This is a genomic window from Fimbriimonadaceae bacterium (genome assembly GCA_019638795.1).
Classification (GTDB): Bacteria; Armatimonadota; Fimbriimonadia; order Fimbriimonadales; family Fimbriimonadaceae; genus JAHBTB01.
This window is the reverse complement of record JAHBTB010000005.1, coordinates 136442-156885: the sequence shown is the minus strand read 5'-3', so window position 1 is coordinate 156885 and position 20444 is coordinate 136442. Positions and strand designations below refer to the sequence as shown.

General features: G+C 64.1%; 17 protein-coding genes. 7 read left to right on the top strand and 10 right to left on the bottom strand.

The genetic code is table 11. The annotated features are described in order from the left end of the window. Window positions 1–33: 33 nt before the first annotated feature. Window positions 34–1581 carry a menaquinone biosynthesis decarboxylase gene (locus KF857_07985; protein ID MBX3111935.1) on the bottom strand — a complete coding sequence of 516 codons (1548 nt, stop codon included), beginning with the start codon at window positions 1579–1581 and terminating at the stop codon, window positions 34–36. Between the two features lie 263 nt (window positions 1582–1844). On the opposite strand from KF857_07985, the gene vsr reads away from it, so the two are divergent. Next, window positions 1845–2297 (top strand): DNA mismatch endonuclease Vsr, encoded by a 453-nt coding sequence (vsr, locus tag KF857_07980; GenBank protein MBX3111934.1) that lies wholly within the window; start codon window positions 1845–1847, stop codon window positions 2295–2297. Here the strand turns inward: vsr and KF857_07975 are convergent. Next, a complete protein-coding gene (locus tag KF857_07975; protein ID MBX3111933.1) occupies window positions 2294–4132 on the bottom strand; it encodes a tetratricopeptide repeat protein in 1839 nt (612 codons plus the stop codon). The genes vsr and KF857_07975 overlap by 4 nt on opposite strands. Window positions 4133–4200: 68 nt before the next feature. Further along, window positions 4201–5235 carry an L-threonine 3-dehydrogenase gene (gene tdh / locus KF857_07970; GenBank protein ID MBX3111932.1) on the bottom strand — a complete coding sequence of 345 codons (1035 nt, stop codon included), beginning with the start codon at window positions 5233–5235 and terminating at the stop codon, window positions 4201–4203. Between the two features lie 150 nt (window positions 5236–5385). Between tdh and KF857_07965 the strand changes: the two genes are divergently transcribed. Together KF857_07965 and KF857_07960 are read left to right on the top strand one after the other, a co-directional pair. Further along, window positions 5386–6513 (top strand): hypothetical protein, encoded by a 1128-nt coding sequence (locus tag KF857_07965; protein MBX3111931.1) that lies wholly within the window; start codon window positions 5386–5388, stop codon window positions 6511–6513. After that, complete coding sequence (locus KF857_07960; GenBank protein ID MBX3111930.1) at window positions 6510–7181, top strand: response regulator transcription factor; 672 nt, start codon at window positions 6510–6512, stop codon at window positions 7179–7181. The genes KF857_07965 and KF857_07960 overlap by 4 nt, the downstream gene beginning before the upstream one ends. Before the next feature lie 3 nt (window positions 7182–7184). On the opposite strand, the gene KF857_07955 is transcribed toward KF857_07960, so the two are convergent. After that, window positions 7185–7682 (bottom strand): glutathione peroxidase, encoded by a 498-nt coding sequence (locus tag KF857_07955; GenBank protein ID MBX3111929.1) that lies wholly within the window; start codon window positions 7680–7682, stop codon window positions 7185–7187. Window positions 7683–7841: 159 nt separating this feature from the next. Here KF857_07955 and KF857_07950 point away from each other — a divergent pair, with 159 nt between their 5' ends. Continuing rightward, entirely contained in the window at window positions 7842–10175 is a 2334-nt protein-coding gene (locus KF857_07950) for a DUF1592 domain-containing protein (protein MBX3111928.1), read from the top strand. Beyond that, a complete protein-coding gene (locus KF857_07945) occupies window positions 10172–11515 on the top strand; it encodes a DUF1552 domain-containing protein (protein MBX3111927.1) in 1344 nt (447 codons plus the stop codon). Before KF857_07950 ends, KF857_07945 begins: the two co-directional genes overlap by 4 nt. A 194-nt stretch (window positions 11516–11709) precedes the next feature. Here KF857_07945 and KF857_07940 read toward each other — a convergent pair whose 3' ends face one another. The 6 genes from KF857_07940 to KF857_07915 form a co-directional block, all read right to left on the bottom strand. Continuing rightward, on the bottom strand, window positions 11710–12378 hold the full coding sequence (locus KF857_07940) for a prepilin-type N-terminal cleavage/methylation domain-containing protein (GenBank protein ID MBX3111926.1): 669 nt from the start codon (window positions 12376–12378) through the stop codon (window positions 11710–11712). Between the two features lie 542 nt (window positions 12379–12920). Then, a complete protein-coding gene (locus KF857_07935; GenBank protein ID MBX3111925.1) occupies window positions 12921–14336 on the bottom strand; it encodes a VWA domain-containing protein in 1416 nt (471 codons plus the stop codon). Window positions 14337–14356: 20 nt separating this feature from the next. After that, window positions 14357–15739: an FHA domain-containing protein gene (locus KF857_07930; protein MBX3111924.1), complete on the bottom strand. Its 1383-nt coding sequence runs from the start codon at window positions 15737–15739 to the stop codon at window positions 14357–14359. 1 nt (window position 15740) lies between these two features. Next, window positions 15741–16982 (bottom strand): FHA domain-containing protein, encoded by a 1242-nt coding sequence (locus KF857_07925; GenBank protein MBX3111923.1) that lies wholly within the window; start codon window positions 16980–16982, stop codon window positions 15741–15743. Continuing rightward, the gene (locus KF857_07920; GenBank protein MBX3111922.1) at window positions 16967–18508 is read right to left on the bottom strand and encodes an NAD(P)H-hydrate dehydratase; all 1542 of its coding nucleotides are present in this window, start codon (window positions 18506–18508) and stop codon (window positions 16967–16969) included. Before KF857_07920 ends, KF857_07925 begins: the two co-directional genes overlap by 16 nt. A gap of 2 nt (window positions 18509–18510) precedes the next feature. Further along, entirely contained in the window at window positions 18511–18858 is a 348-nt protein-coding gene (locus tag KF857_07915; protein ID MBX3111921.1) for a hypothetical protein, read from the bottom strand. An 11-nt stretch (window positions 18859–18869) separates the two neighbouring features. Here KF857_07915 and KF857_07910 point away from each other — a divergent pair, with 11 nt between their 5' ends. Both KF857_07910 and KF857_07905 read left to right on the top strand, forming a co-directional pair. After that, entirely contained in the window at window positions 18870–19775 is a 906-nt protein-coding gene (locus KF857_07910; protein MBX3111920.1) for an alpha/beta fold hydrolase, read from the top strand. A 133-nt stretch (window positions 19776–19908) separates the two neighbouring features. Next, window positions 19909–20424, top strand: a complete 516-nt coding sequence (locus tag KF857_07905; protein ID MBX3111919.1) for a DUF433 domain-containing protein — start codon at window positions 19909–19911, stop codon at window positions 20422–20424. Window positions 20425–20444 lie beyond the last annotated feature (20 nt).

The following is a 20444-nucleotide window of genomic DNA, read 5'->3' as shown; positions in this document are numbered from 1 at the left end:
GAGATTCTGACAAGCTCACTGGTTTTCCGCTTCTTAAAGGCCAAGTTTCGGCCACAGGGCGTCGATCTTCGCCTTGACGTCGTCGGCCATCGTGATCAGCTTGGGGAAGTCGCGGTCGAAGCCGTTCTCGCCCCGCCACTTGTGCGTGCAGTCGAACCCGATTTTTCCACCGAACCCCTCGGCCATGGCCGCGTGGTCCAGCTGGTCGACGGGCCCCTTTGACATCAGCGAGTCCCGGCCGGGGTCGCAGTTAGCCCCGATGCGGAACAGCACTTCCCCGATGTTTTGGACGTCGGTGTCCTCGTCAAAGACAAAGACAAACTTGGTGAACGCCAGGCCGCCCAACCCCCAGACTGCGTTCATCACCTTGTAGGCATGGCCGGGATACTTCTTCTTGATCGAGACAAAAGCGACGTTGTGGAAGCACGCCTCGACGGGCAGGTTCATGTCGACGATCTCGGGGGTCGTCAGTTGGATCATGGGCAAGAAGATCCGTTCGACCGCCTTGCCCAACCACCCGTCCTCCATCGGCGGTTGGCCGACGATCGTCGCAGGGTAGACCGGGTTTTGCCGCCGTGTCACTGCGGTGACATGGAAGACCGGAAAGTCTTCGGCCAACGAGTAGTAGCCGGTATGGTCGCCGAAGGGACCCTCCAGGGCCCGCTCCGACGGGTCGACATAACCCTCGAGGACAAACTCGGCGTCGGCGGGGACAAGAAGGTCCACTGTCTTGGCCTTGACCAGGCGAACGTTCTCCTGGCGCAGGAACCCGGCGAAGAGCATCTCGTCAATGCCGGGCGGCAAGGGGGAGACTGCTGAAAACGTCAGGGCCGGGTCTCCGCCCAAGACGACCGCCACCTCGATCCTCTTGCGCCGGGCGCCGGCCGCCTCCATGTGGCGCGCCCCGGTCTTGTGCATCTGCCAATGCATGCCGCAGGTGTCGCGGCCCATCACCTGGACACGGTACATGCCGACGTTGCGGTTTCCCGTCTCGGGGTCATGGGTGAAGACGAGCGGCAGGGTGATGTACGGGCCGCCGTCCTCCGGCCAGCAGGTCAAGACGGGGAGTTGGGTGAGGTCGACCGCGTCGCCCGTCTGCACGACTTCTTGGCTTATCCCCTCGCCCACCGTCTTGGGATGGACGTTCTTGATCTCGCCGGCCAGCCAAGCCCCGAACTTGACCTTGTCCATGATCGTCCCCTGAGGTGGCCGGGCCTTCAGGAGTTTGCCGATCCGATTGGCGTGGTCTTCGATGTCGTCGCAGCTGAGGGCGAGCGACATCCGCTTCCGCGTGCCCATCGTGTTGATCGCGACGGGGAAGGGATAGCTCCTCGTGGCCGAAGGGCGGACGGCCGGGTCGATGCTTGGCTGGCCCATCACGGCGCTCCGGGGGTCGGGCGTGCCATGCCGCTGGGCGGTTCCGGCCGGGTTGTCGAACAGGAGGGCCGGCCCGCCCGCCTTCATCACGCGGTCAGCGACCTCGGTGATCTCCAAGTACGGACTGAGCGGCTCGGCGACCCGGACAAGCTCGCCCTGGGCGTGGAGCACGTCAAGGAAGTGCTGAAAATCACGGTAAGCCATCGCGTGGCCCATTCTACGCGGCTAGGGTCGCCGCGCCCAGACCCGCGACCGGTCGGGGTCATGGGTCGGGCAGGACGGCGGTCAGGTCAGAGCAGGCAACGATGATCGAGACGCGTAGGATATTTAGCGAGGGAGGCCTCAGAACACAATCAAGTGAGAAAAACTCTCTCCATCAGCTTACGACAGGAGTTGTTACGGGAGCCTCGCATTTTTGCGGGTTTCTCCCCATATTTGTCCGGGGCTTGACCCTCTGGTGAGAACGAATGGAAGAACAGGCCGGGTACGGACTCCACCGCCTCCGCGAGACCATGGTCGTGCGTGAGGAAGTGCGCCGTTCGATGCAGGCCAACCGGAGTACGGGGACCAAACCCGAGGAGCGCCTGCGCCAAGCCCTGCGTGCACTGGGGGTGACGGGATACCGGAAGAACGACCGTCGGCTGCCTGGCACGCCGGACATTGTCTTTCCCGCGTCACGGTTGGTCGTCTTCGTCCATGGTTGCTTCTGGCATGGTTGCCACCTGTGCGGCACGTACCGTGTCCCGAAGACAAACGAGGCGTTCTGGCGTGAAAAAGTCCGCCGAAACCAGTTGCGCCATCAGGACCGGCTCGAGCAGGTCGAAGCCCTCGGCTACCGGTCGCTCACCTTTTGGGAGTGCCAGATCAAGTCCGACATCGAAGCCGTCGCCCGATTGATTGCGGCGGCCAACCGCCGTTAGTCGCGCTCGATCTCGGCGAGCACGTCCTGCAACTCTTCCGCGTTGTTGGTCGCCTCCCGGATCTGCTTCGCCAGCCGTTTGGCCTCGTCCGGATTGCCCGCCCGCTTGGCGGCCAAGGCATAGCTGACCGCGATCGGCAGCGAGTTCGACATGTTGTGGAGGGCGACCTGCATGAGGTTGAACGCCTCGTCGGTCTTGCCTTGGCCCGCCAAGGCGTTGTTCAGTTCGACATAGCCAGGCTCGCAAGCGGGAAAGATCTCCAGCAGGCGCCGGGCCGCTTCTTCGGCAGGGCCATATTGCTTCAGGTGGTTGTGGGCGGCGGCGAGGACGGCCCACATCTTCCAGTAGTCCGCCAGCCAGTTCCGTAGGGGCTTCAACTCCCGGATGGCGCCGTCAAAGTCGCCCTTCTCCGCCTTTTCGCTTGCCGCCTGGACCGCCTCGACGCGCTTCGGCTGCTCCAGTTCGATCAGCCAAGCCTGGACGTTGGCCTTGGTGTTGACGTCGGGGTTCGACTGCAGGATGTTCTTGAGCACGGGAGGCACTTCGAAGTCGCGCTTCGCCTTCTGCAGGGTCTGGGCGTACTCGATCATCAGCGGGACGTCGTTCGGGTTCTCGTCCAAGACGTCCTCGTAGAAGTCCATCGCACGGTCGAGGTCGTCCTCTTGGGCCAGCAGGGGGGCGTAGAACCGCTTCACGACCAGGTTGTCCTCCACCGTCTCGAGGGCGTGGTCGAATGCCTTGACCGCCTCGTCCTTGCGGCCGCTCTGGAGCAGAGCCATGGCGTACTTGCTCTGGGCCAAGCCGTTCTGGGGGTTCTTGTCGACGACGTCCTTCCACATCGCGGGCACCTCGTGGGCCCGTCCGGTCTGGACGAGGACGTTTGACAAGATGTCGAGGCTCGGTTTCTCGTCGCCTTCCAGTTCGATGGCCTGGCGGAGGTTGCGCTCCGCGTTTACCGGCATGCCCAAATTGAGCTGGGTGACGGCGAGCCGGGTCATGATCGCAGGCTCGTTGGGTTCGAACCTCAGCGCCTTCTCGAAGGCGTCCGCCGCGGCGGCGTTGTCTCCGACCGTGGCCTTGAGGTCGCCGAGGGCGTACCAGACCCGCCCGTCCTCTCCGTGCTTCTCAGCGAGTTTGTTTAGGACAGTCTCCAGGTTGTTGGCGTTGCCGACGCGGAAGTTGGTGCACAACCGCACGATCTGCAATGCGACGAGCATCGGGGCTTCCCAATCCGGGTCTTTCTCGATGGCGTTGAACAGAGCGTCAAACGCGGGGTCGGGGCTGAACTCCTTGGTCACGTTGCCCGACGACCGCTCGATGTACTGGGCGGTGTCGTATCCCTCCAAGAACTTGGTGAAGGCGCCCGGGTCGGTCGTGCCGAAGAGGTTTTCGTCATCAAGCATCTCGTCGGGCAGCTTGCCTCCCGCCACGCTGACAAGCTCGTTGATGAACGACCGCAGGACACCGAACTCGCCGCCGGGAAGGAAGTTCAGTTCTTCGGTCTTGGACGGTTCGCCGCTGGGGTCCTCAAAGACCCGGTAGGTGAGTTTGCCGCCGCCGTTCGGGTTTTCGGCATAGAGGCCGTCGACCAGCTTGTCCGGCTTCGCCTGGGCCAAGAACTGTTGGAGCATCTCAGGCTCGTTCAGTTCCTCGCTCGGGTTCACCAACGCCGCCCTGACGACCCCGTCCTCTTGGAACTGGGCCATGTAGTTCACCGCGTCGATGTCGCCGTCGCTGACGCTCCGGGCGATCTCGCTGGCGAACTGGGCAAACTGGCGGGCCAACGCCGGCCGCGAGTCTTTGGCGGCGTTGAACGGCAGGACGGCGATTCTCATGCGCGGCATTGTACCGGCGGGGTGGGCCGGCCAGAGGCTTGAGGCTGGTCGAGCCTGGGCCCCGCCGCTTACTCGGCGGAGAAATCCAGCACGATCTTCCCCGCCTCTCCCGACTTCATCTGGCGCATCGCCCCGTCGAAGTCCTGCCACGGCACGTGATGGGTGATCACCGCGTTGACGTCCAGGTTCTTTTCGGTCAACAACCAGGTCATCTGGTCCCACGTGTCCCACATACGCCGGCCGACGATGCCGTGGAGCCGTAGTCCCTTGAAGACGATCTGGTTGAAATCCACCATCCGCAGGACGTCGGCATAGACGCCTAACAAAGAGACCCGGCCTTCGGCACGGGTCATGCGGATCGCGAGGTCCAAGCTCGTGGGATGGCCCGACATCTCCAGGGTCGCGTCCACGCCCCCGGGAAACATCCTCGAAATCTTCTCGTCGGCAAACTCCTCCTTGGGGTTGATGACGACGTCGGCCCCGGCCTTGAGGCCCAACTCGATCCGGTACGGAGAGACCTCGGTCGCGACGATCTTCGCCGCACCGAGCGCCTTGCAGACGGCGACAGCGAACATGCCGATCGGCCCCAGTCCGGTGATCAGCACGGTCTGGCCCTCGACGGGGCCGTCCATGACGGTGTGCACGGCGTTGCCGAGGGCGTCCATCATGCTGGCGACGTTGTGGGGCACGCCGGGGGGCACCGGGCGGGCGTTGAGTTCAGGGACCACCGCGTAGGGCGAGAACCCGCCGTCGACGTCCACCCCGAGGATGGTGGTGGTGGGGTCGACGTGGCCGTTACCCGCCAAGTAGACGGGCGAGGCAGGGTCGATGATGTGGCTCTCGCTGGCGACAAAGTCACCGACCTTGACCTTGGTCACGCCAGACCCGACCTCGACGACCGTCCCGCAGAACTCGTGGCCGACGATGCGAGGCGGCTGGATGCGGTTCTGGGCCCAGGCGTCCCAGTTATAGATGTGGAGGTCGGTGCCGCAGACGCTCCCGTGCTCCACGCGGAGCTTCACGCACCCGGGCCGGCATTGGGGCTCCTCGACTTCAACGATCTCCAGCCCTGGCTCGGGACGCGACTTGGCGATGGCCTTCACGGGGCAAGATCGTACCCAGGGGCCCTCCTTAACTTGGCCTTAACCAGGACCGCGTAACGTGAGCCTTGGTCTTACGGCCTGGGTGAAAATTGATAACCCCTTCCGCCACCATGCTAAACTTGCCGTCCGGTTCACCGGAGGTCAAATCCCTTGGGTAGCGCATACACGCCAGGTCTCACCGTCAGCGCCGACACCGTCGTCCAACGCGTCCGTCGGCTGCCGATCAAGGGAGAGGTGCTCGTCAAAGAGGGCGACGAAGTCGGCCCCGCCACCGTGGTCGCGCGGGCGTTGCTGCCGGGCCTCCTCCAGACCGTCCGCTTGGCCGAAAAGCTCGGCATCGAGGCCAAAGACGTCGCCGACGCCTCCCTGGTGAAGGTGGGCGACCAGGTCGAGAAAGGCCAGACCGTCGCAAAGACCAAGGGCCTCTTCGGCAAGTTTTTCTCGCAAGAGGTTGTCTGCGACTACTCCGGCATTGTCGAGGGGATCAGCGAGATCACCGGCAACGTCCTGGTCCGGGAGCCGTCCATCCCGGTCGACCTCACCGCATATGTGGCGGGCAAGGTTGTCCGCGTGCTTCCCGAAGAGGGCGCCGTCGTCGAGACCCGCGGCGCTATGGTCCAAGGCATTTTTGGGATCGGAGGCGAGCGACGGGGCACGATCCGGGTCGCGGTGGCGAGCGGGGCCGACGTTCTCGACGACAGCCATATCCAGGATTCGGACAAGGGCAAGGTCCTCGTCGGCGGGCGTGGCGTAACGGCCGCCGCGTTGCGTAAGGCAAACGACCTGGAGGTCGCCGGCATCGTCGTCGGCGCCGTCCGCGACGCGGACCTGATCGACTTGTTGGGATATGAGATCGGCGTCGCGATCACCGGACAAGAGAACGTCGCGACGACCCTGGTCTGCACCGAGGGCTTTGGCGAGCTCCGGATGGCGGAGCGGACTTTTCAACTTCTCAAGTCTATCGAGGGGCACGAGGCCAGTCTGAACGGGGCGACCCAGATCCGGGCCGGCGTCATCAGACCCGAAGTCATCGCCCCCGTCCTCCACGCCGCCGGCGAGCTGCCGCCGGCCCAGGCCGGACAGGTTCTCGCCGAAGGGACTCCGGTACGCATCATCCGCGAGCCCTACTTTGGTCGCTTGGGGACGGTCACCGGGTTGCCTGCACAACTCCAGGTGGTCGAGTCGGGCACGGAAGTGCGTGTTCTCGTGGCGAAGCTCGACGACGGCCAGGAGGTCACCGTGCCTCGCGCCAACGTCGAGATCATCGCCACCTCATGAAGATCCTCGTCGTCGACGACGAACCGACAATCCTTGAGACCGTCCAGCACAGGCTGAGGCGCGACGGCCACACCGTTTTCACCGCCGCAAGCGCGGAGGAAGGGATGCGCCTGGTCAAGATGACCAAGCCAGACCTGCTGGTCCTCGACGTGATGCTGCCCCAGAGGTCGGGGTTCGACCTCGCCCGGACCGTCCGCCGGGACTCGACCGTCCCGATCATCTTCCTGACCGCCAAGTCATCGGAGGAAGACCGTGTCCAGGGATTCGACCTCGGCGGTGACGATTACGTCCTGAAGCCGTTTTCACTCGCCGAACTCTCTGCGCGGGTGCGGTCGGTGCTCCGCCGGGTCGGTGCCGAGTCACCGTCGCAGACGGTCGAGGCAGGGGGCCTGAAGATCGACCCCCAGACTCACACCGCCTGGCTTGACGGCGTCCCGCTCACGCTGAAGCCCCGGGAGTTCGCCCTGCTCCACTTCTTGGTGCGTAACGCGGGCCAAGTCTTCAGCCGGGAGACGCTCCTCGACCGCGTTTGGGGTCAAGACGCCTACGTCTCGCCTCGGACGGTGGACGTCCACGTGCGGTGGTTGCGCGAGCAGATCGAGGCGGACCCTTCCCGCCCCCGTCGGCTCTTGACCGTGCGCGGCGTCGGCTACCGGTTCACCGGCTGACCTCTAGTGGGCGGCCAGGGCCTGTTCCAGGTCCGCAACGAGTCCCTTGTCCTCGGGTTGGGTCTTGGGGCTGTAACGGGCGACGACCTTGCCGTCCCGACCGACAAGGAACTTGGCGAAGTTCCACTCGATGTCTTGGTGTTGGGGAGTCTGGGCAAGGAGCCATTTGTAGAGCGGGTGGGTGTCCGCCCCCTTCACCACGATCTTTGAGAACATGGGGAACTTGACCGCATAGGTCGCCGTGCAGAACTTCTTGATCTCGGCGTTGGTGCCGGGTTCCTGGGCCCCGAACTCGTTAGCCGGGAACCCCATCACGACCAAACCCTTGTCCTGGTACTTCTCAAAGACCCTTTCAAGGCCCTCGTACTGCGGGGTGTTCCCGCACTTGCTCGCGACGTTGACAATGAGGAGGACCTTGCCCTTGAACTTTTCGAGGCTGGTGTCCTTGCCGTCGATGTCCTTCATCGTGAACCCATAAATGTTGTCGGCTTCGGTGTCCATCGGCGTGGTGTGAGAGGGAAAGAGACTGATCGCACTCACCGCGACCCCGGCGACGGCGGTTGTGACGGCGGCAAGGAACTTCTTCATGGTCTGCCTGATTCTACGCGTTAAGCCTCGCGTCGGACGCCTCGCATCCGTACAATGGGAATGTAGAGGGGCATGGAGAGGTTCCAGACATTGCGCAAGGTCAGCCTGCCTGTGGCAGGGGCCGCGTTCGTCGCCGCCTTGGCCGTGCCGTCTGCGCCACAAGGGCAGGTCGACCCCAAGCTCGACGCCGAGTTCACGAAGTCGGTCCGCCCGCTCGTCACCAAGTACTGCGCACCCTGCCACGACGGCCAAGACGCGGCCGGTGGCTTCGACGTCGCGCAGATCAACGGCCTGAAGTGGGTGGACAAGTCGACGGACGAGGCCGACAAGCTTGTCCAGCGGCTCCGAGGGCAGATCATGCCTCCCCCCGGTTCACCGTCGCCGACCGTCGCCGAGCGCGAGGCACTCGTCAGCTGGTTCCAACGGGCGATGGCGACAAAGTGCGACCTGGGTGACATCGGCAAGGTCACGATCCGCCGCCTGAACCGCAGCGAGTACAACAACACGGTGCGCGACCTGGTCGGGGTCGACCTGCACCCTGCCGACGCCTTCCCGTCCGACGACGTCGGCTACGGTTTCGACACGATCGGCGACGTCCTCTCCGTGTCGCCGTTGCACTTCGAGATGTACATGGCCGCGGCCGAGAAACTGGCCCGCGCCGCCGTTCCTGTCACCGGCCCGAGCACCCAGCGTCTCGTGTTTCCCGCCGACCTCAAGCTCCAGACCGCCCGACTGACCGACGAGAGCGAGGTCTTGTTCTTCTCCGAGGGCAAGCTCACGTTGCCGTTCAAGGTTGCTTCCGCCGGCGATTACCGCGTCCGCGTCGCCGCCTATGGGATGCAGGGTGGGCCCGCCCTACCCAACCTTGCCGTCGGGGTCAACGGCAGACTGGTCCAAAACATCGCGGTCAACACCTTGCGCGGTCAGTCCAAGGTGGTCGAGATCCCGGTCGAACTGCCCGAAGGGCACAACTCGGTGTCCGTCGCTTTCACCAACGACTACTACGACGAAAAGTTTCCTGATCCAGAAAAGCGAGACCGAAACCTGGTGGTGCAGTGGGTGGAGGTTGAAGGGCCTCTGGCCGGGAGCGCCCCGAGAAAGCCCGACCCGAACTCGGTGGTCTTCACCTATCCCAAGGGAGGCGACCACGTCACCGCAGCACGGACTGTGCTGGGACGGTTCGCCAGCCGGGCGTTCCGCCGGCCGGTCTCGGGCCCAGAACTCGACCGCATCATGGCGGTCTATGATTCGGTCCGCCGAGGGGGTGACAGCTACGAGAAGGGAATCCAGGTGGCCGTCCAAGCGGTCCTCGTCTCCCCGAACTTCCTCTATCGGGCGGAGACGGACGACCGGCCCAAGGACGGCAAGACCAACGTGCCGCTCGACCCCTATGACTATGCCTCGCGCATCAGCTACTTCCTGTGGTCTTCGATGCCCGACCAGCAACTGACCGACGCGGCCGCGGTGGGCAAGATCATGGACCCGAGGGTCGTCGACGCCCAGGTGGAGCGCATGCTGGCCGACCCTAAGAGCAAAGCGCTTTCCGACGACTTTGTCGGCCAATGGCTCCAGTTGCGCAAGCTCGCGACGCTGACCCCCGACCCGACGCTGTTCCCGATGGTCGATGACAAATTGAAGGCCGACATGGCCCGCGAGACGAAGTACTTCTTCATGGACGTGCTCCGGAACAAGCGGCCCGTCATCGACCTCGTCACCGCCACCGACACGCAGATGAACGAACGGCTGGCCGACTTCTACGGCGTCCCGGGGGTCAAGGGCGAAGGTTTCCGGCGGGTGGACACCAAGGGGCTTCACCGTGGCGGCCTGCTCGGCATGGCCAGCTTCCTCACCGTGACGAGCAACCCCAACCGCACGTCGCCGGTGAAGCGGGGCCGGTATGTCCTGGAGGAGGTCCTCGGCACCCCGCCGCCGCCCCAGCCGCCCAACACCCCGGTCCTCGCCGACGACCACAAGGCCGCCACCGCGAAGACGATCCGGGAACGGATGGCGGCCCACCGGGCCGACCCCGCTTGCGCCTCCTGCCACGTGCAAATGGACGCGATCGGGTTCGCCCTTGAAAACTTCGACCCGGTCGGGCGGTGGCGGACGATGGACGGCCCATTCAAGGTCGACGCGACGGGCACACTGCCTGGCGGCCAGGCCATTGACGGGGTCGACGACCTTCGCAAGGTGTTGGCGGGCCGACGCGACGAGTTCCTGCGCGCCATCACCGAGAAGCTGCTCGTCTACGGCCTTGGCCGCGGACTACGCCCCGCCGACCGCTGCAGTGTCGACGAGATCGTGAAGCAAGCCAAAGCGGGCGGCTCGACGCTGGAAAGCATCATCAAGAGCATTGTGAAAAGCGACGTCTTCCGCAAACGCGCGTACACTGGAGAAGCCCGATGAACAACCGGATCGAACGACGGACCTTCCTGAAGGGGGTCGGCACCGCCTTGGCCCTGCCGATGCTGGAGGTCATGGCCCCGACAACCGCCCTCGCCCAGTCGGTGAAAGCGCAGCCGGTGCGCATGGCGTTCGCCTTTGTTCCCAATGGCATCAACATGGACAAGTGGACTCCGGCCGCCGCGGGCAAGCTGGAGATCACCCCGATCTTAGAGCCGCTCCGCGAGCTGAGGGGTTCGCTCAACGTCATCTCGGGCCTGGCCCAAAACAATGCCGCCGCCCTGGGTGACGGCCCAGGCGACCACGCCCGTTCGACCGCGACGTGGTTGACCGGCGTGCACTGCAAGAAGACAGCCGGGGCGGACATCCACAACGGGATCAGCGCCGACCAGGTGGCGGCCCAAGCGATCGGCGGGAACACCCGGTTCCCATCGCTGGAGATCGGGTGCGAGCGCAGCGGCCTCAACGGCGACTGCGACAGCGGTTATTCGTGCGCCTATTCCTCCAACATCTCGTGGCGTTCCGCCACGACGCCGGTGGCCAAAGAGGTCAACCCACGCCAGGTCTTCGAAAGGCTGTTTGGCAACGGCCAGACCGTCGAGGCAATGGAGAGCCGGGCGAAGCGGGCCCAGTACGACCGGTCGATCTTGGACTTTGTCGCCGAAGACGCCGACGCCTTGCGCGGGCGGCTCGGCAAGCACGACCAGATGAAGCTGGAAGAGTATCTCCAGAGCGTCCGCGAGGTCGAACAGCGGCTGACGAGGATCGAAAAGGAGTCGAAGCAAGTTTCCGCCCCTGCCGAGGTCAAGATGCCGGTGGGCGTCCCCCAAGACCGGGGTGAACACATCCGGCTGATGGGCGACATGATGGTGCTGGCGTTCCAGGCCGACCTGACGAGAATCTGCACCTTCATGCTCGCTAACGACGGCAGCAACCGCCCCTATCGCGAGATCGGCATCAGCGAGGGCCATCACGACATCAGCCACCACGGCGACGACCCCGGCAAGCTGGCGAAAAAGGCGGAGATCGACACCTTCCATGTGGCCCAGATGGCGTATGTGCTGAAGAAAATGCAGGGGATCCAGGAACTCGACGGCCGGACGCTTTTGGACAACACCGTGTTGGTCTATGGGGCCGGGATCAGCGACGGCAACCGGCACAACCACGACCATCTGCCTGTCTTGGTGGCTGGTCGGGGTGGCGGCCGACTCGCCGCTGGCCGTCACCTTGTGGTGCCGGAGCAGACGCCAATGAACAACCTGTTCCTCTCGATGCTCGACTTTGTCGGGGTTAAGGTCGAGACGTTAGGCGATTCGACTGGAAAGTTGCAAGGCATATTCTGATTTGATTTACGGATCCCCAAATAGATTGTTGCTTTAGCAATTTCCAAGTTTGTGGTCTGCCAGGACATTTTTGGATTACTGCGTAAGGAATGCCAATTGCCAGGCATAAGGAAGCTTGACGAAGTCTTCCAGAGCGAAGCGAGTTTGCTCGCCCGTCCTGCAATTGCGCAGCTTCAGCCATGATCTTTACGCCGTCACGGCTCCTTGCAGGACGGAGTCTGTCCTGGATAAGTGCAACCAAAGTCAAAGCCATGAGTAGATTTCTGCTTTACATGCCAATCGGCGAATAGTACGTTAACTTGATCACCATGGCCTGTCTGAGGATATGGTGTAGGATGATCGCCGACAACAAAACTGTCCGTAAGGACGAAAGTCATGCTGGGGGCACGCAACGCAGAGATGTTGAGCTTGAAGTAGGTCGAGTCAGCTGGGATCAGAGTCTGAAATCCAATCGAGTAGGCGTAGCTCTTATATGTATGATCATAATTGCTACGCTCATCGAATCTACTGCTGAAGGAGTCTAGTGGGCAAAAGAACTGTGATTTGTCAGCTCCGTATTTCCCCAGGTCAACTACCAACAGTTCCGAATTGTCTGGCCTCATCGGAACACTGGCATTGTCAAAATAGGGTGGGAAATTGCCGTCATGATCCTCTATGTAGAGGGAGTAGGCTTTGCCTATCGATTGCAGGTTTTGCAGACACGCCGAAGATATTGCGGCATGTATGGCTGCTTGAATGCCGACTGTTATGAGGGCAGCAAGTATGGCAACAATAGCCGCGACAATGAGCAATTCGACAAGGGTCAGCCCTGATCGGTATGTTGACACTCGCACCTGACCATTTCCAAACCGAATGTGGTTCATGGTGGTGGGTACTTGCTGGAAGGCTCTCGGGCGTCCTCTGTGTGTCTCAGTAGTTACACTGCTGTACTGGCTTCATGGAGTTGTTGGAGAAGTTGGTGCACGCACTATCCGTGTAGGTTGTGCAAGAGCAAGTATTTGATGAGCAGTCTGTGCCAGCGCATGACTCCTTGCCGCTTGCCGGACAAATGGTGTATCCGCCGCTTCCACCGCCGACCGAACAGTTGATCGAGCAGGAGTCTGAGCCATGATAACAGATATGCCAGCCGGGTGGAGGCGGGGTCGAAGTTGTGCTCGCAGAGTGATCCAGGGACCATGCTGTGGAGGCGCTAGCAATAGCAGCAACCAGGGTCGAAACAACAAGTACGGCGATTGACTTTGGGTGGGCCATATCATTGGCATTCTAGCAAACAAAAGTCGCTACAGTGGCAAGGAAAGGGCGCAATGTTAGAAAATCGTAATGATGATGAATTTGGAATATGATCGATTCGATCAATTGCGTGACGAAAAGAACAAAATGACCAGTGTTTTGTCTGAGTCGGGCTTTAAGCGCCCTTCGTCTTCCCTTGGTCCAACTGGACTACTGTCCCCATCAGCGTCTTCTCGGCATGCCCGGTGTTTCCGCTCTGGATCGCCTGGATCGCCAGAGTGACCTCCCGGGCCTCCTGCTGACGCCCTTGGGACAGCAACAACGCCTGCGTCTTCTGCAAGTCAGCCATGGCCACTGCGGCCGTGATCGCCTGCGTCTTCAAGCCCATGATCGTCTTCTCGACCAACCGGCTGGCCATATTGACCTCAGCCGCCGCCGCCACCCGCGCATCCGGCGCGACGGAGTAGCGCGCCGCATCGGCGGTGAACTCCATGACGCAGTCAACGTCGACGACCTCGGTTGCTCCACCGAGAGAGGTGTAGGACAGCTTTCCACCCGCTACGCGGTAGTGGCCCAAGGGGTGGTTGGGGAACTCCAGGTCGACCACGACCTGCATCGTCGCGCCCCGCTCCATGTCGGCCAAATCGACGTTGACCTCGCGCTCGCCGCCCGTGAGGGTGTGACCCGTGCAGCCTTTGAGGTTCACCCATCGGGCGAACTTCAGGGACAGTTTCAGTTGGGTCGAGGTCACCGTCATGAGCTGGGCAAGCTCGGTGTCAAAGACCTGCGGGATCATTTGCGGCTGGGGGATGTAGTAGTGGTTGCCCCCTGACTTCTTGGCCATCGAGGCCAATAGCTCTTCGTTGTAGTCGGGCCCAAAGCCCAAGAACGTGCAGGTGATGCCCTTCTGGCGGATTTCGCCGGCGTGGGCGACAAGGGGGGCGAATTCCTTGATCCCGGCGGTGGGCTCGCCGTCGGTGAGCACGACCATGCGCGTGACCCGGTTCGGGTCTGCCGTCATCCCCAACTGCTGGGCGGCCAAGGTGAGGCCGTCGAAAAGGTTGGTCGTGTAGCCGGGGGTCAGCTGGGCGATACCCGCCTTGACCGCCGCTTTGTCGGTGACGCGCTGGGGCGCCATGAGCACCTCGACGACCTCGTCAAAGAGGACGATGCTCAGCACGTCGTTGGGGCTGAGGAGATCGACGACATGGCCACAGGCCTGCTTGGCGTATTCGAGGGGCGCGCCCTCCATCGAGCCCGAACGGTCGATGACGAGGCACAGATTGAGCGGTGTGCGCGGCCCACTGCCGACCGACATGCCCGGGAGACCTGGTTCGTTGGGCGCGGTGATCTCCAAGAGGAACTGCTCGCGGGCGGGCCCGTTGGCCATCGTCGCGAGGCGGCTGTTGGTGACGGTCACGATGAGCGGCTTGCCCGGCGACCATGCCCCAGTCTTGTTGGGGTCGCCAGCGGCAGGCGGAGCGGCCATCATTTGGGTCGCGCCCAAGTTGGGCACCGGCCCTCCCAGAACGGTGCGGTTGGGGTCGGGCGTCGGCCCGCCCATGACGGTCTTGTTCGGATCGTTGCTCATCGCGACTCGTTCCTGTCTCCTTACTCTAGCCTAAACGTAGAAGACCCGATCTGCAAGGTGTCGCCGGGGCGCATGGTGGCCGTGCCGACCCGCTGCCCGTTGACCATGGTGCCGTTGGTGCTCCCGAGATCCTGGACGGCCAGTCCGCCGGGAAGCGGCGTCAATGCAGCGTGGCGTCGGCTCGCCATGGTGTCGAACCCCATGGGGATCCCCTGGCCCTCGCGACCGACTTGGACGGGCTGGTCAATGGGGAACCGTTGGCCGGTGAGCGGCCCAGCAGTGGCGATGAGGACGGCCGCGGCCGACGCGGCCGGTGCCTGGTACGCCTGGGTCTGCACGGGGGGGTGGTAAGCCTGGGTTTGGGGCGCGACGGCTTGTTGCGGCATGGGTTGGACGGGCGCGGTCGGTGCGGGCCGGGCCGGACCGACCTGGGGCCCGCCGACCATGACCGCGGCATGCCGGCCCTCGTGGGCCCTCGCCGCCGCACTGGCCTTCATCAGGAACTGCAACTGGTTCGAACCCACCATGATCGTGTCCCCCCGGTTGAGGGCGGTGGGTTGCATCAGGCGGTGGCCGTTCAGTCCGACGCCTACCGGTGACAAACCTGGGTCGTGGAGGACGTACTGGGTGCCTTGCCGCACGATCACGGCCTGGAGGGGGGCGACGTTGGGGTCGTTGAAGAGAGGCACGTGCGCCCGTTCGTCACGGCCGATATTGGTCTGGGCGGCGTCGATGGGCCATTCCTTGCCCTCGTTGCGGCCCAACACAAGGCGGAGCCAAGCCTGGCGGCTGGCCAAGTCGGCCAAGGCGGTGAAGAGTCCGACGAAGAGCCCGAGCGACAGGGCGGTGACGGCCCTCGAGCCGAGCCCGACCTCGTTGTTGCCGCGCATCGTCATGAGAAGGGGGGCGAGGGCCGATCCGATGAGGTCGAACGTCGCGCCAGCGAGGACAGCGCCGATCAAGCCGCCGAGGACCCCGGAGACGACTCCGCGCTTCGACATCTGGGTGCCGCCGATCGCCGCGCCCAGCAGGGCCCCGATCGGTGCGAAAGCGACGATGCGGGCGACGACGGTCGCGGGCGAAAATCCGCCGAAGAAGACGTCCGGCCGGAACATGCCGGCCACCATCGCCCCGCCGATGGAGTGGCCGAAGAGCCCCCCGATCGAACCGAACACCAAGCCAAGCCCGCCGGCGAGCATGATGTTGGTCTTGCCTCCGCGCTGGAAGCCTTGGATCAACCCGGCCACGAGCCCGATGAGGGCGACGATGACGAGGACCATGACGCGTTCGCGGGCCGCCCAGTCGGCGTTGCGCGAGTCGGTGGGCATCAGGGGCTCGGTCATCACCCAGCCCAGCACACCGGCGACGGCGCATAGGACGGCTTTGGTCAGGACGCGGCCCATGTCACTCCTCGTACCGGTAGGCGACCGCACCGAACTGGACGGTGTCCCCGGGGTGCAACACGGCAGGGGCCGACAACTTCGACCCGTTCACGTAAGTCCCGTTGGTGCTCCCGTCGTCACTTAAGGTCACCGTCCCTCCGTCCCGCTGGATGCTGGCGTGGCGGCGGGAGACGCTGCCCTCGTCGGGGAGTGATATGTCGAGGCCGGCTTCACGCCCGACGATGACCGTTCCTACGGCGAGGGCGACGACGGTGCCGTCGCTGGCGACCAACCTCGGGTTGCGGACCGGTGTCCCCACCGTGGATACCGCTGGCGCGGGGCTTGGGTCGGTGCCGTCGAGGACGATCTTGACGATCGGCTTCGGTGCTTGGGGCACGACGGGCGCGGCGCCGGTGGGGTCGGCGGGGTCTTGGTTGAGCGGTACCCCAGCCTTGTCCATGATCTCGGTGACCTTGTCCCGGTTGTGCTTGACGTACCACCAGGCCGCGTAACCCAGCCCGCCGACCAGGCCCAGCCCGACGAGCATGTTGACGAGCAACCCGATGACCGATCCGGGGCCGCTCGTTTTCTCCTGGTCTTTGGGTTTGTCTCCGGCGTCCGACGGCTTCGCGGCGCCTTCGCCGGGCTTGGCGACCGGTTCGGTCGGGACGATGTCCGCTCCATCGGGGACGGTCAGCTTCACGTCGACCCAGCCACCGGTGGTCGGCTTGATCGTGAACGTCTGGGGGTCGAGGGACTTGTCAGCCCCGCCGACCTTGTACTTGACGGTGAAGACTCCGTCGCCGGGGGGCAACAGGTTGAAGCTGACGACGCCCTTGTCCGAAGGGGACAGCAACGCGGTGCGCTTCACGTCTCCGAGGGTCAGGTCCACCTGCGCGCTGGCGACCGGCCCCTTGTCGGTCGAGACGGTGACCCGCGCCCCTCGGACCAGTTTGTATTCGTCGGGCCCGACGGTCCAGCCCCCGTCCTTCAGGTCGCTGACCAAGTGGGTCGCCACCATGCCCGTGGCCTTGTCGTGGACAAAGACGGCAAGCTCCTTGTCGTCGGCGGCCGTGGTCTTCAACTCGACAGCCTTGCCGTTGACACTCTTTGTCTCGGGAACGGTCGCTGACTCCGACTTCGACTGCAGCCAAACCTCCCGGTTGCCTTCGGACGGGAACGTGAGTTTGATCGTCTTGGCACTCTGCGCCAGGGCGCACGCGGCGACGGCGGCACAGAGGCAAACGGTCAGCGTTCGGAGCACGATGCGACCAGTTTAGCGCGAGTCCTCGGTAGTTGGGTCACGACGTTGCGGGCAAGAAACCCGATCGCACCCTGGTCTTTGGCACAGTCGTCACCCGCGGCGCCATGCCAGAACATCGCGCACGACGCCGCTTCGTAGGGCGTCAGCTCTTGGGCACACAGGGTGGCGACGATGCCGCCGAGGACGTCGCCCATACCAGCCGTCGCCATGCCGGGGTTGCCGGTCGGATTGACGTTGAGCGGCTCGTCGGGGTCGCCGACGATGCTGTAGGGCCCTTTGAGGAGCACGGTCTTGCCGGTCAGTTTGACGGCCGACCGCACCGCGTGGAACCGGTCGCTCTGCACCACCGGCACCGGCCACTTGAGCAGCCTGCCGATCTCACCGGGATGGGGTGTCAGGGCGCAGTCCACCGGGGGAAGGGCAAGGCCGAGGGCGACGGCGTTGATCGCGTCGGCGTCGATGCAGCAGGGCTTTTCCCATCGCGGCCACAGGCGGCCGAGAAAGTTGCTCGCCGCGGGCCCATGGGTCAGGCCCGGGCCGAAGAGAGCCGCGTCGAACCTCCCGTTCGCGGCCAGGATGACCTCGGCGGCGGCAGGCGAGACAGCGCCCTCCACTTCTTCGAGGGGTAACAGCAGGGCCTCGGGCACCCGGCGTGACACGGTGTCGCAGACTGCGGAGACCCCAGCCACGGTGACCATGCCTGCCCCGGCCCGATAGGCGGCCTCGACGGCCAAGACGGCGGCACCACGCATGCCTGTGCTCCCGGCGACGACGAGCACATGGCCGTTGGCGCCTTTGTGGCTGGTCTTGACCCGTTCGGGCAGGCGGTCGACGACCCACTGGGCGTCGAGGAGCCGGGCCCCCGTCGGGGCCCGGCGTAGCTCTTTGGGCAGGCCGATGTCGGCCACCGACCAGTCGCCTGCGTGCTCCAGCCCGGCGGACTGGAACAGGTACGGCTTGGGCAAGCCGAAGGTGACGGTTTTGGTGGCGTAGACGCTGTCGCCAAGTTCTTCGCCAGTGTCGGTGTGGATGCCGGTCGGCTGGTCGACGGCCAAGAGCGGCACCCCGCTCAAGTTGACCTTTTGCACCGCCGTGAGCACGGGCCCCTTCAGGCCACCTTCGACCCCCGTGCCCAGCATGGCGTCGACCACGACGTCTTTGTGGCGTAGGTTTTCGAGGCGTTCGTTCCACTTGGGGTCGTCGCAGAAGACAGGCTCCACCCCCTGTGTCCGGGCCTGCACCATCTGTTGGCGGCACGAGTCCACGAGGTCTGCCTCGGTGGCGCAGACCAGGCATTCCACTTGGAACTGGTGTTGCGAGGCGAGGCGGGCGAGGACAAAGCCGTCGCCGCCGTTGTGGCCCTTGCCGCACAGCACGGCCACCTTGCCGCGGGGAGGGGCCATCTGGGTCAGGAGTTCAAAGACGGCGAGCCCGGCCCGCTCCATGAGCACGGCGGTTGTCATGCCGTAGGTCTCGCGGGCGGCACGGTCGATTTCGCGCGACCGGTGGCTGTCGGCGATCCACATGCTCACTCGTCGACGCGCGAGAAGTAAATGACCGTCACTTGGTGGGCCGGGGTGATGAACTCGCCGTACACCCGGGTGAGGAGGGCGATGACCTCGTCTTCGCTCCGGAGTTCGGGGTTCTCCCGTTCGATGTCGCGGGGCGAGAGGTCTTGAATCTGCTTGACCTCCACGCGGTCAAGGATCGCAGTGTAAAGTTTCTGGCGTCGTCCGAAGCGTGGGCCGACCGTCACCCAGACAAGCATGCCCGTCCGATACTTGTCCGACTTGTCGCCAAGGCGGATCGTGGCTGTCTTGCGGTTGTTCGCCAAAACGTCGCCGTAGAGTTCCGAGTAGAAATTGAGCGCAAACATGTTTCTGTCGTGTGTCCCTTGTCCGCGTGGTCTCCTATTCTAGAGGATTTGACCAGGTGACCCTTGTCTGGACCGTTCTTCTGGCCTTGGCCGGGCTTTACGTCCTCGTCATTGTCGGGGCCACGGTGTTCAGTCTGAAGCCGATGCGGATCGTGCAGTGGTTCGGCCCCGCCATGGTCGGCCTGCCCCAAGAGGACGTGGTGTTCACGACCCGCGACGGTGTCCACCTTTCCGGATGGCTGACCGACGTCGGCGGCGACAAGGTCGCCGTCTGCGTCCACGGCTACCTCATGAACCGTTGCGAGTTCGCCCCCTATGCGCAGCTTCTTGCCGACCAGGGGTGGTCGTCGGTGTTCTTCGACCTGCGCCGCCACGGCAAGAGCGGGGGCCGGCGGGTGGGCCTGGGCATCGACGAGACCTTGGACGTCGAGGCGGCCTTGGATTGGGTGCGGGCCAGGAAGCCCGAGGCGCGGGTGGTCTTGGTCGGAAGCAGCATGGGCGGCGTCTCGTGCGCCCGGGTGGCGGCGGCCCGGCCCGACGATGTTGAAGCCTTGTTTCTCGACGGCGCCTACGGCAGCCTTGACGAGGCGATCGACGGCTGGTGGGAGTTCATCGCGTTCCGGGGAGCGAGCAAAGTCCTTCTGCCGGTCAAGTGGCTGGGTGCGGCCGTTGTCGGCATCCGTCCGAAGGTCGTCGTGCTCGCCGACCTGTTGAGGCCCTACAAGGGCCGTCCGGTGCTCCTGGCGTATGGGTCACGTGACTCACTCGTGCCGCAGTCTCGCGTGGACAAGCTCAAGTCGGCGGCCGAGAACATCCACGTCGTCGTCTTTTCGGGGAGCGAGCACGGCCAGGCCCGGTTGGACCACGGCCCGGAGTACCGGGCGATGTTGAGCGACTTCTTCCGCGGCCTGGGCTGACTCCGCCCGGGCTTGCGTGGCCGAAACGGTAAATCGGACAGGATGTGGTATTGTGGGGACCGAACGGAACAGCGTGGTTCCTCGTCACGGGCTGCCATGGCCCAGACAAACCTTAGAGACGAGGACGCACCATATGTCCCAAACAACAGAAATGTGGCTGGTCGACCAGCTGCGGCGGATGGCCAAGACGCAACCTGAACGGTTTGAAGGTTTCGTCCGTTCCCTGAAACAGGCGTTGCCCGCCGAATTCGAAGAACTAGCCTTGATGGCCCTTGACGACGGTGGGCTTGACGCGACTTGTTGCGCCGCCGTGCTCATGGTGGAGTCCGACGAACTTGACGTCAGGCTGGAGGGGTACCGGAACAACACCGGCGACCTTACCGACGGCCTCGTCGAGCACGACGGCCACGGGGTCGCCCGCATCGTGGACACCCACGTCGCGGTCTGGGAGGTCGTGCGCGTGTTCCGCCGGGTCGGCTCCGTCGCCGAATTGAAACAGGCGTACAACTCCCTCAGTGAGCGCGAACTACGGGCTGCTCTGGCTTACGCCGGGAACAACCCTGACGAAATCGCTACTTGCATCGAGCAGTACGAGGCGGTCGTGAACCGGACTCGCGAGGCCTACCCCTTCGCCGCCATCACCGACTGAGGCCCGGCATAATCGGGGAC

Excerpts from the sequence above, each read along its gene's own strand:
- KF857_07975 (MBX3111933.1), bottom strand. The coding sequence starts at position 4,132 with ATGAGAATCGCCGTCCTGCCGTTCAACGCCGCCAAAGACTCGCGGCCG.
- KF857_07950 (MBX3111928.1), top strand. The coding sequence starts at position 7,842 with ATGGAGAGGTTCCAGACATTGCGCAAGGTCAGCCTGCCTGTGGCAGGG.
- KF857_07960 (MBX3111930.1), top strand. The coding sequence starts at position 6,510 with ATGAAGATCCTCGTCGTCGACGACGAACCGACAATCCTTGAGACCGTC.
- KF857_07935 (MBX3111925.1), bottom strand. The coding sequence starts at position 14,336 with ATGAGCAACGATCCGAACAAGACCGTCATGGGCGGGCCGACGCCCGAC.
- KF857_07985 (MBX3111935.1), bottom strand. The coding sequence starts at position 1,581 with ATGGCTTACCGTGATTTTCAGCACTTCCTTGACGTGCTCCACGCCCAG.
- KF857_07930 (MBX3111924.1), bottom strand. The coding sequence starts at position 15,739 with ATGGGCCGCGTCCTGACCAAAGCCGTCCTATGCGCCGTCGCCGGTGTG.
- KF857_07915 (MBX3111921.1), bottom strand. The coding sequence starts at position 18,858 with ATGTTTGCGCTCAATTTCTACTCGGAACTCTACGGCGACGTTTTGGCG.
- KF857_07920 (MBX3111922.1), bottom strand. The coding sequence starts at position 18,508 with ATGTGGATCGCCGACAGCCACCGGTCGCGCGAAATCGACCGTGCCGCC.
- KF857_07905 (MBX3111919.1), top strand. The coding sequence starts at position 19,909 with ATGTCCCAAACAACAGAAATGTGGCTGGTCGACCAGCTGCGGCGGATG.
- vsr (MBX3111934.1), top strand. The coding sequence starts at position 1,845 with ATGGAAGAACAGGCCGGGTACGGACTCCACCGCCTCCGCGAGACCATG.
- KF857_07940 (MBX3111926.1), bottom strand. The coding sequence starts at position 12,378 with ATGAACCACATTCGGTTTGGAAATGGTCAGGTGCGAGTGTCAACATAC.
- KF857_07955 (MBX3111929.1), bottom strand. The coding sequence starts at position 7,682 with ATGGACACCGAAGCCGACAACATTTATGGGTTCACGATGAAGGACATC.
- KF857_07945 (MBX3111927.1), top strand. The coding sequence starts at position 10,172 with ATGAACAACCGGATCGAACGACGGACCTTCCTGAAGGGGGTCGGCACC.